This is a genomic window from Pantoea sp. BS_8 (assembly GCF_041954965.1).
GTDB lineage: Bacteria > Pseudomonadota > Gammaproteobacteria > Enterobacterales > Enterobacteriaceae > Pantoea > Pantoea stewartii.
Genome location: NZ_JAVAXU010000010.1, coordinates 140404 through 153032 on the forward strand (window position 1 = coordinate 140404; position 12629 = coordinate 153032).

Genomic DNA, 12629 nt, shown 5'->3' on the forward strand with positions numbered 1-12629 from the left:
GGTTAAGAGCGGATTGGTGCGCAGCGAGACAGCGCGTAATCTTGTTCAGGTTAGGTATCAGAACGCAATAAAAAACGCCCGGTCGAACCGGGCGTTATGTTGTCTGAAACTCTTTATTGCTTCACAAAGGCTTCGCCCTGCGCGATATCTTTTTTCAGCGTTTCAAGCATGCCTTCCAGTGCCTGCTGTTCAAACGGACTTAATGCGCCGATGGGCTTGCGCTCAGCAACCCCATTCTTGCCCAGCAGCAGCGGTTGGGAGAAGAAGCGGGCATACTTTCCTTCACCTTCAACATAAGCACATTCCACTACGTTCGCTTCGCCATTCAATGCACGCACCAGCGATAATCCAAAACGGGCAGCTGCCTGGCCCATAGACAATGTAGCAGAGCCGCCACCGGCCTTGGCCTCAACGACCTCAGTACCCGCATTCTGGATACGTTTGGTCAGGTCAGCCACTTCCTGCTCACTGAAGCTGACGCCCTGCACCTGAGACAACAGTGGCAGGATGGTCACACCGGAATGCCCACCGACGACAGGCACTTCAACTTCGCCAGGTTGTTTACCTTTAAGCTCCGCAACGAAGGTGTTTGCACGGATGATGTCCAGCGTAGTGACACCGAACAGACGATTCTTATCGTAGACGCCGTGTTTTTTGAGCACTTCCGCCGCAATCGCCACGGTCGTATTAACAGGGTTGGTAATGACACCAATCAGCGCCTTAGGGGCGGTAGTCGCCACCTGCTCGATCAGGTTGCTGACGATGCCGACGTTAACATTAAAGAGATCCGCACGATCCATGCCCGGTTTGCGTGCCACACCCGCGGAAATAAGCACAACGTCGGCCCCTTTCAGGGCTGGTTTCGCATCCTCACCGCTGAACCCCTGCACCTTTACTGCGGTGGGAATATGGCTGAGATCTACTGCCACGCCCGGCGTGACAGGCGCGATATCGTAAAGAGACAGTTCTGAACCTGCTGGAAGCTGGGTTTTGAGTAGAAGTGCGAGCGCCTGGCCTATGCCACCCGCGGCACCGAGAACGGCAACTTTCATTCATAACTCCTTATTAAGGTGGGGCAGAGAAGATCCGATATTCCATCTGTATCAGAGCGTAACCAACGGCTCAGTGGATGACGTTTGTCCGGTGCCTGCTCTACCTGCTTCAATACAGAAGCGCCGGATAAAAAATGACACATCATCTTCCTGTCCCTTACTCGCCAGGTTACTCACGCGAGTCAGGCAATTCCCGGTTCAGGCTTACTTTAGTAACAAATGATGAAGGCATCATTCTCACTAACAGGCTGTAAACATTATACCCGTGAACTGGCAACCGTATTATCCGCAGAAAGAGATCGGCAATGTACATTTTTATTTTCTTACCTCATCAATAATATAACACCTTTGCAACCTTTGCCTTTTCAGGCTGTGAGCTGGGTTTTGGTCTGAGGAGATTCTTTGCTATTATCGCCGCCCGCGATGATGACCTCGCAGTACAATTAACAACCGATTGCATAAAAATTCATTTATATGCATAATAATGTCTTTGCTGCGGCCTGGTTCGCGGTTTGTCTTACGTATACTGGTAAATTATGCGAAACCCATCGAAACAAGACGATCTGATTAAAGCCTTCAAGGCATTATTAAAAGAAGAAAAATTCAGCTCTCAGGGCGAGATTGTTCAGGCGCTTCAGGAAGACGGCTTCGAGAACATTAATCAGTCAAAAGTTTCTCGTATGCTGACGAAATTTGGCGCGGTGCGCACCCGCAATGCCAAAATGGAAATGGTTTACTGTTTACCTGCGGAACTGGGCGTGCCGACTACCACCAGTCCTCTGAAGAATCTGGTGCTTGATATTGACTATAACGATGCTCTGGTCGTGATTCATACCAGCCCGGGTGCCGCACAGTTAATTGCACGTTTACTTGACTCATTAGGTAAGTCCGAAGGAATCCTGGGCACGATTGCAGGAGACGACACCATTTTTATCACGCCAGCACGCGCCTTTACTGTCAGGCAGCTGCACGATGCTATTCTGGTATTGTTTGAACAAGAACTTTAGCCTTTATCTCTGACCGGCAGCGCATCTGCCGGTTGATCTGCAGCGCGTTCCTCCTTGTGTTCTCTTCTGTTTAAACGCTCTATTATCAACGAGTTGAGCCTATCTCATTGCCGCTATTTACCTTGTACTATTGGTCATACCCTTTATCCTGACTACTTTTCCACGCTATTTTACACTGCTCTACACCGCATCGATGGTGCTATCCTTTGAGGTTATGTTCACAAGCAGCCTGATCGACCATAAATTTCCGCACCAAAAGTTAAATTTTCGCATCTTACTGTTTTTATAAGTAATTACCTGCCAAAGGCCGTTTTTTAACCGCTTTTAATAACGTTTAGTTATAAAAAAATCCCATAAGGTTAAAGTATGACTACAAAACATTATTAGGCAGATATTAATTTCCGCCGTTATTAGTCCTATACTTACTTTCGTGATGTGAATCACACTAATAAAAAAGAAGAACAGCCACGACGAGGACATCTTTCATGAAAATTAAAACTACCATCGCTGCTTTAAGCATTCTCTCTGCCCTGTCATTTGGTGCATCTGCAGCTGAATATGTTTCTGCTGCGGATGCTCAGAATCTGCACTCTGTCGGCACTGTGAGCGTTAGTGGTGTCGCCGGTGCGCCATCAGATATCAGACAGCAACTGAGTGAGAAAGCGGATCAACACGGCGCTAAAGCTTTTCGTGTTATCGAGGCTTACAACGATGGCAACTATCACGCCACCGCTGAGTTGTACAAATAAAAGCGTTTGAACTGACAGGTAACCAGATGAGACCACATGCTCACTGGTTAATTAACATTGCTGGAGAAGAGTAATGAAAACCACATTAACCTTTGCCGCCCTGAGTTTGGCTTCGCTCCTGTCCTTTGGTGCCCATGCCGCCAGCCCGGTAACAAATCAACAGGCGCAGGAGATGAACCTGCAGCCTCTGAATCAAACCATCACCGTCAGCGGCATCGACGGCGATCAGACGAATGTTCGCCAGGTTCTGTCTCAAAAGGCAGATGCCCAGGGTGCGGGTCACTATCGCGTCATTGAAAATAATCGCGACGATACGTTCCACGTTACCGCTGAACTTTATAAGTAATGCATCGACGGCAATCGTGCCGTATCTGAAATTAATCGACAACCCGCTCTATGTTTTGACTCCGTAGGTTGTTGACAGTTATGAGGAAATAAACATGAACATCAAAGCAACCATCGCAACAGTAAGTCTTCTTTCTGCTATGACATTCGGCGCTTCCGCTGCACAGCTGGTGACCGCCGAACAAGCACAGAACTTACAACCTGCCGGAACCGTAAGCATCAGCGGTGTAGCAGGCTCTCCGATTGATTATCGTGCTCAGCTGTCTCAAAAAGCTGATGAGCAAGGCGCAAGCGCTTACAAAATCATTGAAGCAAATACCGGTGACAGCTATCACCTCACCGCACAGCTTTATAAATAGTTCCTCGTCTGTTCATGACGAACCCTTTAGCCCCGATCGCCGGGGCTTTTTTCTGTCTGAAACGGCGAGGCAGAACCTGACAGCCGTAAGGCGCAGGAAAACGGACATCGGCTAACGATCGCGCCAGCGGCACAACACTCAGGCGCGTTAAAAGAAAGGAACTGGCTTTCGCATGAGGTGCTCTGACGCGAAATGGGTGACGTATTTAATGACAGAGTTGCGCTAAGTCGTCATCAGAGAGTGCTGTCATCTCGGCGACAACACGGGGATGCAAACCATTTTGCAGCATCGTGCGTGCGATCTTCAGCGCGGCCGCACGCTCTCCCTCGCTGCGTCCTTTCTCCAGACCACGTTGCTCACCGAGCTGAATTCCTTCTTTTAAACCTTGCTGAATGCCCTTTTCAATGCCTTTCTGCTCAAGCTGCTGTGCAATAGTCATCAATGCATCCTCATGTTGCGGTACTCGCTGTGCCAGCGTCCTGACGAAAATGTCGGCGTCGGCTGTTTCGCCTGCCTGCAAGAGATAGTGTACCAACGATATCACTTGCGATGAAGAGAGATATCCAGCCAGTAAGACGGGGGCCAGCTTATCGATGAGTTCTGTCAACTCTCTTTGATGTATATGCTTTTGCAGCAATGTTAAAGCCGCCATGCTGCGGTGACCGATAATGTCCTCATCCGGAATAACCGTCACGTCCACCAGCGGAAAAGCGTTGCCATACAGTTCACTGGCGAGCACGGGCATTGCAAACTCATCAAGCCAGCGGGTACTGTAAGGATACGGGCTACGTTTGCCGCTATAGAAAAGAACCGGGATGACTAACGGTAGCCGTTTGTTCCCTGCGTCAAGATGCCGCTGCATTGCCGCAATGGCATAGCGCATCAGTCTGAACGCCATATGCTTATCCGGTGATGACTGGTGTTCGATTAAGACATGGATGTAGCCATCCTCTCTGCTTGTAGTTTTCATGCTATACAGCACATCGCTGAAATATTGCCGCAGATCCTCCTCCACAAAAGCACCCGATTCCAGTTTTAATGTATTCAGATCGCACAGGGCGAGCAGCGCAGCGGGAAGGTGCAGTTCCATAAAATCACGGGCAATTGTAGGCTGGGACAAAAATTGCCGGAAAGTCGCATCATGTGGCGTGGGCGTGCCTCTTTTACTTTTCATGTGACCTGTCCTGATGATTGGCGGGCAGAGTATCACGACCAGAAAAAGCGAGGCGTCAGCAAGCGGTAACGTTGCGAGGGTGCTCGAGAAATAATGTTTACTTACGCGGACAAGGCATTAAGCCTGATGATCACAGCCGACCTTAGCGTGTTGAAGATGAGAGCACGTTAAACTGCAGTTGCCCTTCCAGTTCCTCCTCCGCCTCGTCGAACAGCAGAATCAAGGCACCGTAGCGCCGCTTCTGTCCCTGCCCCAGGTTCACAAACTCTATTTTGATGGGCAAAGGTAGCCCTCTGCAGACAATCACGTCCCACAATCCATCCAAATCGCAGATATAGCGCGCTTTCAGGGAAAAGCGTTCACAGAATTGCCGGAAGAAATGGGCCTGATCGACAATCTCATTAAAATCAAAACGCTCGACTCTCATACAGGTGACTCCTGTTATTCGTCGCTGGGCGGCCCGGTGCCGCCCAGATAGCCGTTTAACTTAAACCGCCAAGGTGCAGCGCTTTGACCTCAAGGTACTCTTCCATTCCCAGCACCGATCCTTCCCGGCCCAGTCCCGACGCTTTCACACCGCCGAAGGGAGCCAGCTCTGTCGAGACAGCACACTCATTGATGCCTATCATCCCACTTTCCAGCGCCGAGGAAACGCGGAAGACACGTTGCAGATTCTGCGTATAAAAATACGCCGCCAGCCCGTATTCGGTTTGGTTCGCCCGACGAATAACCTCGTCTTCATCATCAAACCGGAAGCACGCCGCAACCGGGCCAAATGTTTCTTCCTGAGCCAGCTTCATGCCTTCATGCGCATCGACGATGACCGTAGGCTGCCAGAAATTGCCGCCCAGCGCATGTCGCTTACCGCCCGCGAGCACCTTGCCACCCTGGGCAACCGCATCGTTAACATGTTCTTCCACTTTTTCTAACGCCGAACGCTCAATTAACGGTCCGACAATGACGCCGCTGTCCATACCGTTACCCACTTTGAGTTTATTGACCTCATCTGCCAGTTGCGTTGTGAAACGCTCATAGATCGCATTATGAACAAAAAAACGGTTTACGCTGACGCACACCTGGCCCGCGTTACGGAATTTATTGGCAATAGCGCCCTGAACGGCAGCATCAATATCTGCATCCTCAAACACGATATAGGGCGCGTTGCCCCCCAACTCCATCGACACTTTTTTCATGGTCTCGGCCGCATTGCGCATCAACGTTTTGCCCACCGCCGTCGAACCGGTGAATGAGATTTTACGTACGGCGTTGCTCGCCATAATCGCATCGCTGATAGCATGCGTATCCCCTGCCACGCCGTTAAGCACGCCGTCCGGGATACCGGCTTTCTTTGCCAAAGCCAGCAAGGCAAACGCAGAAAGCGGCGTATTGTTGGCAGGCTTGATGATCCCTGTACATCCAGCTGCTAACGCCGGACCTAACTTACGGGTCAACATGGCCATCGGGAAGTTCCACGGGGTGATCGCCGCTACAACACCAACGGGTTCCCGCGTGGCCAGGATACGCGACCCCGCTTTAGCAGGCGGAATGATTTCACCATTGGCTCGTTTGGCCTGCTCGGCAAACCACTGGATGAAACTGGCGGCGTACTCAACCTCTCCTTCCGCTTCTTTAAGCGGTTTGCCCTGCTCCGTTGTCATGAGCTCAGCAAGCCAGCGTTTGTTTTCAATGATTAACGTATACCAGCGGTAAAGCAGCGCTGAACGCGCTTTAGCCGTCTGCGCCCGCCAGGCGGGAAAGGCATCTTGTGCAGCCTTAATCGCGTCTTCGGTTTCCTTTTTACCGGCTTTCGCCACCTGAGCAACAACGTCCCCCGTTGCAGGATTGGTTACGTCAAAAGTCGACGTCGTCCTCAGCCACTGCCCGTTGACTAAATAGCCGGTCTGGAACAGTTCGCTGTCTTGCAGTGAAGAAGGCATCTGCGTTACTCCTGTCAGTTTGTTTTTACTTCAGGAAAGTATAGATGGCAAAAATGACAGGTCGGGGAAGGAAGGAAAGTGAAAGGGCCGCCAGCATGGCTGACGGCCCAAATTCAGATTTGGACGAGCGTATTTTGATACTTTGAAAGCATCTCAGACAGCCGTTTCACCGGCTCGGTAACACTGTCCGGTGCATCATAAAGGGCCAGCTTTTCCTGATAGACATCCAGCTCGCGCAGCAAGCGTTGGAAATAATAACGGCGCTTCTCATCACTACGGACGGCAATGATACGATCGGCCGTGTGCCGTAACTGGCGGTGGAAGGCGGAAAGCTCCGCATTAATCGGCACGTCTGCCGCACGCAATCGTTGATGTCCAATGATTAACGTCAGGGCGATGCGGTATTTGTCGATGTCGCCGGGAAACAGGTTAAGCAATAAGAAGAGCTGCTGGTACAATGCTGGCAAATGGTTTTCACGCCGGCGCGCCTTATTGGTTGTCATTGCCGACACCGCAGCATACATAAAGCGGTTAAGCAATTTACGTCCTGTTCGCGCTTTCGATTTATCACGGATCAGCAGAATCACCATTAAGGCAAGAAAACTCCCGATCCACTGCCCCAGTGCGTTATCGATAAAAACCGTAAAGTTGAACTGCATCGGATTATCCAGCACCAGGACGTTAATCGTACCGGCCATCGCGCCCAGCGTACCAATCTGGCGGCGTTGAATGAGAATGCCTGAAATAAAGCCCAGTAAACCGATGGCAATGCACAGCAGCAGAGCGCTTTGCTGCGTATTGGGCAAGATGTACATAAAATAAAGCGCCCCCAGCGGTATCGCGACCGTCATGCCATAAACGAAGTCTTTCGCCATCATGAGCGGATTAGGCATGCGCATCGCCAGGGCGGTAATCACGCCAAGCATGACCATACAGCCACTACCTGAAGTCCAGCCGGTATAGAGCCAGAATAATGAGCCCAGTGCCGTCGCCACAAACGTACGAATACCATTTATCATCGCATGGTGGGTTTCTGCCGAACGCGCCTGAATCACGACTTCTCGCTGGAGAATGCGCGCTTCCAGATCGGTAATACGACTATTGCTCTTCACACCATGAATCAACAGCTGGTATTCCGTTGCGGCACTCATCCAACTCCCCAACGTTTCCGGCACGGTTTTACTGCTGGCTGCCATGAGTCGCCGCATCGTTTTCAGACGTTTATGCACATCTTCTGGCGTCGTGGCCTCTTTTTCCGTCAGCACGCGATACTGCGTGGGAATGTACTCAGGACGTGAGTTCTGAATCAAAAACGTTTCCGCCGCCTGTGTAATCAGCGTCAGCGATAGCGTGTTTAGCATCTGCAGACGGCGGCTGGTATTTTGCCAGCGTGACGACTCCATCATTAACTGGCTACGCATACTGCTCAGCGCCGTTGTGCGTCGTACCAGCGCACTCCAGGCTTTATCGACTTCCTCTTTGTCCTGATGCGCCACACACAGTTGCAGCAACCGGTAATGGGCCACCAGCAGCGACGTCACCTCGGCATCAATCACTTTTTTAATGGAGCGCGGGGAAAAAATCATATCTGCCAGAATGGCGCAAAGGATGCCCAGGATAATTTCGCTACAGCGTTCCACCGCATATTGCGGAACCAGCGTAAGGCCGCCGCTGGCGTTTGCCGTGACCACGATAATTAATGCGGTATAGCCCGCGAGACCGAGCGCATAGGAATTTTCGACTTTAATCAGCGACGAAAGCCATACGCAAAAACCGGCCCAGATACAGCACAGCAACAGCATGACCACTGGCGCTCGCACAGTGGCAATCATGATAACCAGAGCGGCAACACAGCCAATTAAAGTACCGATAATACGCAGAAGACCGCGATAGCGTAATGCGCCAGAGTAGGGATCGCCTCCTGCCGCAAACGCCGTTCCCCCTGCAACAATCCCGGCGGTCATCACTGCCCAGCGCGGTGTTTCAAGGTTGAGGTGAAAGCCGATCATCAACGCTGCCACCAGCGCAAAGGTCAGCTTTATCGGGAAACGCAGAAATTCGATCATATCGCCCTCTTAACCAAACTCACGCAGGCGGTTAAAGAAGGACATCATGGGTGAAACCGCCTGGTGCGGACGATCCTCCGCGCCAGTAATCACCACGGTCGCCGTCGTGCCGGCAGGGAACTGATTACCAGGCTGCTGATCAAGTCGGATGCGGACCGGTACGCGCTGAGCCAGGCGAACCCATTCAAGATTAGACTGAACGGTTGCCATCCCCTTGCTGTCAACACTGCTACTGCTGTTGGTTACGCCTGCCGCAATGCTGTCCACGGTGCCACGTAAGGTGATGTTGCTGCCCAATGGCGTGATCTCTGCCCGAAAGCCCGGTCTGACGCCGTGCAGTTTGGTCTCTTCCAGATAGGCCAGCACATAAAAGGAGTGCTGCTGCACCAGGGCGACCGCAACCGAGCCGCGCGTAATGAATTCACCCTGGTAAACATTCAGGTTCGTCACCCAGCCGTCTGACGGTGCCTTAATCGTGGTCCGTTCCAGATCAATTTTCGCCAGATCGCGGGTCGCAACAGATTTCGCCAGCTGGTGTTCTGTGGTTTGCAAATCGTTATTGGATTGCTCGATGGCTTCACGCGACATCGCAGAGGTGCCGAGTTGGTTACGACGTCCGGCCTCACGGCGTTTTTCATTCACCAGCGCCTGGTAATATTCTACGTCCGCCTGGGCTTCATCCAGCGCCTTTTGATAGCGGGGACGATCGACAACAAACAGCGTATCGCCTTTTTTAACGAGCTGGTTGTCATGAACCGGCACATCCGTAATTAACCCAGTGACATCAGGAGAAATGGCCACCACGTCGGCTGCAAATCTGGCATCACGCGTCCAGGGCGATTCGGTGTAGAACACCCAGGCACGGAATATGATGATAACGGCGATGATGACCAGCAGGATGGTGATCGCGTAACGCGCGATTTTTCTTATAAGCGTGTTCACGTAAACCTCAAACGAATAAACGGGATACTAAATAAAATACACAGCAGTAGAGAGCTGTATTGAAGAGTGCCGGGTGCCAGACAAGATCGTAAATACCACTGGGCGTCAGCACGCGTTTCACCAGCCAAAACAGCATAAGTGAAACGATGAGTTCGATAAAAATGGGCGGAAAAGAGAGCCCAAACATGACAAAGACCGGAAGTACACTCATTAAAAATCCTTAGTTCGACACGGCCGGGATAGTCCACCGCCTTGATCGACGCAAAAGCCTGCGCCCTAAGCCACATCTGAACTACGGCTGGCTTAATAATAGCGTATCATCGGGTGTTTTCAGGTAATGAAGCGTCGCCAGGTGATACCCCGGTACGCTTATAGTAACGCGCTTAACTATACGTTTTCTACTGAATGTGATCTAAATCACTTTTTAGCCAGAGTAAACAATGGAACGACTTAAAGGTATGTCGATATTTGCCAAAGTGGTTGAATTAGGTTCTTTCACGGCGGCCGCACGACAGCTTCATCTCAGCGTGTCATCCATCAGCCAGATAATCGCCAGGCTGGAAGATGCCCTTCAGGTTAAGTTACTCAATCGCAGCACACGCAGCATCGGCCTGACCGAAGCGGGGAAAATTTACTATCAGGGTTGCCGCCGCATGCTGGCTGAAGCCAGCCAGGTACATGAGCAGTTATATGCGTTTAATAATACGCCTGTCGGGGTGTTACGGATTGGCAGTTCCTCCACGATGGCGCAGAACGTCCTGGCCGGCATGACCAGTGATATGTTGCGTGACTATCCCGGCCTGAGTGTCAATCTTGTCACCGGCATTCCTGCCCCCGATTTAATCGCCGATGGCCTGGACGTGGTTATTCGGGTGGGCGCATTGAAAGATTCCAGTCTGTTTTCACGCAGGCTGGGGGCAATGCCCATGGTGGTGTGTGCCGCTAAATCCTACCTGGCGCAGCATGGAACACCCGAAAAACCGGCGGACATTACAAAATTCGCCTGGCTGGAATACAGCGTTCGCCCCGACAACAATTTTGAATTGATTGCACCCGAAGGCCTTGTGACTCGTTTGTCACCTCAGGGGCGTTTCGTCACCAATGACTCCCAGACGTTAATTCGCTGGCTTAAGGCAGGCAACGGCATCGCCTATGTCCCGATGATGTGGGTGGCAGATGAGATCAAGAGCGGAGAGATCGATATTTTATTCCCACACTATCAATCCGACCCGCGTCCGGTTTATGCGTTATACACCGAAAAAGACAAGCTGCCGCTGAAAGTTCAGGTCTGTATCGACTACCTGACGCACTACTTTGAACAGGTTGCCGAGCAGTACAAGCAGCACCGCAAGACATAGCGCGTCGCCTTTAGCAAGGTGCAGAACAGGGCATCACAAAGGTGCGGAGCAGGACTTTAAACAGGCATCATTTACGGCAGAGACAGGAAAATCGCGCCAGCGTTTACTGAATGTGGCGCCTTCAGGATGTAATAGTAGCGCACTAAAAAAACCCGCCAGCAGGCGGGTTTGTCAGGCTAATCAGGCGGTGCCGCCGATAGTCAGCTTGTCCAGCTTGAGCGTAGGCTGGCCCACGCCAACCGGCAGACTCTGGCCTTCTTTACCGCACACGCCAACGCCTTTATCGAGCGCCAGATCGTTGCCAACCATAGAGATTTGCTGCATTGCCTCAATACCGGAGCCGATCAATGTCGCCCCTTTTACCGGTTTGGTGACTTTGCCTTTCTCAATCAGATAGGCTTCGGACGTGGAGAACACAAATTTACCCGACGTAATATCGACCTGGCCGCCACCAAAATTAGGCGCATACAACCCGTATTCCACACTTTCAATAATGTCCTGCGGCGTCGATTTACCCGCCAGCATGTAGGTGTTGGTCATACGAGGCATTGGCAGGTGCGCATAAGATTCGCGACGCCCGTTTCCGGTAGGATTCACGCCCATCAGCCGGGCATTCAGCTTGTCCTGCATGTAGCCTTTCAATACGCCATTTTCAATCAGTACGTTGTACTGTCCGGGTACGCCTTCATCGTCAATGGCCAGTGAACCGCGTAATCCCTCGATCGTGCCATCATCAACCACCGTACAAAGATCAGACGCCACCAGTTGGCCCATCTTACCGCTAAAAACGGAGGTTCCACGGCGATTGAAGTCGCCTTCCAGACCATGACCTACCGCTTCATGCAGCAGCACGCCTGGCCAGCCCGCCCCCAGCACCACCGGCAAAGCGCCTGCAGGCGCAGCCACTGCGGAAAGATTGACCAGTGCCATGCGTACCGCTTCGCGTGCCCAGGCATCAGCGCGGACATCGCCATTTTCATCAGCGAGGAAAAACGCGTAGCCAGTACGCGCACCGCCACCGCTGGTACCCCGTTCGCGTTTGCCCTGATCTTCCACCTGAACGCTGATGGACAGACGCACCAGTGGGCGCACATCGGCGGCCAGAGTACCATCGGTTGCCGCCACCAGGACCTGCTCATACACGCCGGTCAGGCTGGCATTTACTTCCTGAACCCGTGGGTCAGCAGCCCGCGCAACCTGGTCAACACGATGTAACAGGGCGATTTTATCTTCACGGCTGAGGCTGCCAAGCGGATCGACAGGCGCATAGAGCGCACGGTTGACGACGGCTGACAGCGTGTGCGCCTTGCCATTCCCCTGCTCGCGTACGATGCTGCGGGCCGCTTCTGATGACAGACGCAGGGCATTCATTGTGATCTGATCGGCATAGGCGAAGCCGGTTTTTTCGCCGCTGACGGCGCGGACACCCACGCCCTGATCGATATGGTAGGAACCATCTTTAATGATTTTATCTTCCAGAACCCAGGATTCATGGAAGCTGGACTGAAAATAAAGATCGGCATAGTCCAGACGACGTTCTGAAAGCTGCCCTAACAGGGAAAAAAGGTCCTGCTGATTAATGTTGTTAGCAGTTAGCAACTGCTCACTTACCAGATTCAGAGTCATCGTTTCTCACTCAA

At 51.9% G+C, this 12629-nt stretch carries 13 protein-coding genes; 5 read left to right on the forward strand and 8 right to left on the reverse strand.

The annotated features are described in order from the left end of the window. Window positions 1–113 precede the first annotated feature (113 nt). On the reverse strand, window positions 114–1052 hold the full coding sequence (gene mdh / locus RAC65_RS17425) for a malate dehydrogenase (protein ID WP_375096951.1): 939 nt from the start codon (window positions 1050–1052) through the stop codon (window positions 114–116). 536 nt (window positions 1053–1588) lie between these two features. On the opposite strand from mdh, the gene argR reads away from it, so the two are divergent. The 4 genes from argR (at window position 1589) to yhcN (RAC65_RS17445) (ending at window position 3512) form a co-directional block, all read left to right on the forward strand. Beyond that, a complete protein-coding gene (argR, locus tag RAC65_RS17430) occupies window positions 1589–2059 on the forward strand; it encodes a transcriptional regulator ArgR (RefSeq protein ID WP_006120962.1) in 471 nt (156 codons plus the stop codon). 485 nt (window positions 2060–2544) lie between these two features. Beyond that, on the forward strand, window positions 2545–2808 hold the full coding sequence (yhcN, locus tag RAC65_RS17435; protein ID WP_039341751.1) for a peroxide/acid stress response protein YhcN: 264 nt from the start codon (window positions 2545–2547) through the stop codon (window positions 2806–2808). A 73-nt stretch (window positions 2809–2881) separates the two neighbouring features. After that, window positions 2882–3154, forward strand: a complete 273-nt coding sequence (locus tag RAC65_RS17440; protein ID WP_006120964.1) for a YdgH/BhsA/McbA-like domain containing protein — start codon at window positions 2882–2884, stop codon at window positions 3152–3154. A 94-nt stretch (window positions 3155–3248) separates the two neighbouring features. Next, complete coding sequence (gene yhcN, locus RAC65_RS17445; protein WP_006120965.1) at window positions 3249–3512, forward strand: peroxide/acid stress response protein YhcN; 264 nt, start codon at window positions 3249–3251, stop codon at window positions 3510–3512. 205 nt (window positions 3513–3717) lie between these two features. On the opposite strand, the gene RAC65_RS17450 is transcribed toward yhcN (RAC65_RS17445), so the two are convergent. From RAC65_RS17450 to aaeX, 6 genes are all read right to left on the reverse strand, one after another. Then, entirely contained in the window at window positions 3718–4686 is a 969-nt protein-coding gene (locus RAC65_RS17450; RefSeq protein WP_039341748.1) for an Rpn family recombination-promoting nuclease/putative transposase, read from the reverse strand. A 142-nt stretch (window positions 4687–4828) separates the two neighbouring features. Next, a complete protein-coding gene (locus tag RAC65_RS17455; RefSeq protein WP_033740055.1) occupies window positions 4829–5113 on the reverse strand; it encodes a hypothetical protein in 285 nt (94 codons plus the stop codon). Between the two features lie 55 nt (window positions 5114–5168). Beyond that, window positions 5169–6623, reverse strand: coding sequence for an NAD-dependent succinate-semialdehyde dehydrogenase (locus RAC65_RS17460; RefSeq protein ID WP_039341745.1), 1455 nt, complete (start codon window positions 6621–6623; stop codon window positions 5169–5171). Window positions 6624–6736: 113 nt separating this feature from the next. Continuing rightward, on the reverse strand, window positions 6737–8689 hold the full coding sequence (gene aaeB / locus RAC65_RS17465; protein ID WP_039341742.1) for a p-hydroxybenzoic acid efflux pump subunit AaeB: 1953 nt from the start codon (window positions 8687–8689) through the stop codon (window positions 6737–6739). A 9-nt stretch (window positions 8690–8698) separates the two neighbouring features. After that, a complete protein-coding gene (gene aaeA / locus RAC65_RS17470; RefSeq protein ID WP_033740058.1) occupies window positions 8699–9631 on the reverse strand; it encodes a p-hydroxybenzoic acid efflux pump subunit AaeA in 933 nt (310 codons plus the stop codon). 7 nt (window positions 9632–9638) lie between these two features. Then, on the reverse strand, window positions 9639–9842 hold the full coding sequence (aaeX, locus tag RAC65_RS17475; RefSeq protein ID WP_006120970.1) for a p-hydroxybenzoic acid efflux pump operon protein AaeX: 204 nt from the start codon (window positions 9840–9842) through the stop codon (window positions 9639–9641). A gap of 229 nt (window positions 9843–10071) precedes the next feature. On the opposite strand from aaeX, the gene aaeR reads away from it, so the two are divergent. After that, the gene (aaeR, locus tag RAC65_RS17480; protein WP_006120971.1) at window positions 10072–10989 is read left to right on the forward strand and encodes an HTH-type transcriptional activator AaeR; all 918 of its coding nucleotides are present in this window, start codon (window positions 10072–10074) and stop codon (window positions 10987–10989) included. 180 nt (window positions 10990–11169) lie between these two features. Here aaeR and tldD read toward each other — a convergent pair whose 3' ends face one another. Further along, window positions 11170–12615 carry a metalloprotease TldD gene (gene tldD, locus RAC65_RS17485; protein WP_006120972.1) on the reverse strand — a complete coding sequence of 482 codons (1446 nt, stop codon included), beginning with the start codon at window positions 12613–12615 and terminating at the stop codon, window positions 11170–11172. Window positions 12616–12629: the final 14 nt, after the last annotated feature.

Excerpts from the sequence above, each read along its gene's own strand:
- aaeB (WP_039341742.1), bottom strand. The coding sequence starts at position 8,689 with ATGATCGAATTTCTGCGTTTCCCGATAAAGCTGACCTTTGCGCTGGTG.
- RAC65_RS17460 (WP_039341745.1), bottom strand. The coding sequence starts at position 6,623 with ATGCCTTCTTCACTGCAAGACAGCGAACTGTTCCAGACCGGCTATTTA.
- aaeR (WP_006120971.1), top strand. The coding sequence starts at position 10,072 with ATGGAACGACTTAAAGGTATGTCGATATTTGCCAAAGTGGTTGAATTA.
- RAC65_RS17450 (WP_039341748.1), bottom strand. The coding sequence starts at position 4,686 with ATGAAAAGTAAAAGAGGCACGCCCACGCCACATGATGCGACTTTCCGG.
- RAC65_RS17455 (WP_033740055.1), bottom strand. The coding sequence starts at position 5,113 with ATGAGAGTCGAGCGTTTTGATTTTAATGAGATTGTCGATCAGGCCCAT.
- tldD (WP_006120972.1), bottom strand. The coding sequence starts at position 12,615 with ATGACTCTGAATCTGGTAAGTGAGCAGTTGCTAACTGCTAACAACATT.
- mdh (WP_375096951.1), bottom strand. The coding sequence starts at position 1,052 with ATGAAAGTTGCCGTTCTCGGTGCCGCGGGTGGCATAGGCCAGGCGCTC.
- yhcN (WP_039341751.1), top strand. The coding sequence starts at position 2,545 with ATGAAAATTAAAACTACCATCGCTGCTTTAAGCATTCTCTCTGCCCTG.
- yhcN (WP_006120965.1), top strand. The coding sequence starts at position 3,249 with ATGAACATCAAAGCAACCATCGCAACAGTAAGTCTTCTTTCTGCTATG.
- aaeX (WP_006120970.1), bottom strand. The coding sequence starts at position 9,842 with ATGAGTGTACTTCCGGTCTTTGTCATGTTTGGGCTCTCTTTTCCGCCC.
- RAC65_RS17440 (WP_006120964.1), top strand. The coding sequence starts at position 2,882 with ATGAAAACCACATTAACCTTTGCCGCCCTGAGTTTGGCTTCGCTCCTG.
- argR (WP_006120962.1), top strand. The coding sequence starts at position 1,589 with ATGCGAAACCCATCGAAACAAGACGATCTGATTAAAGCCTTCAAGGCA.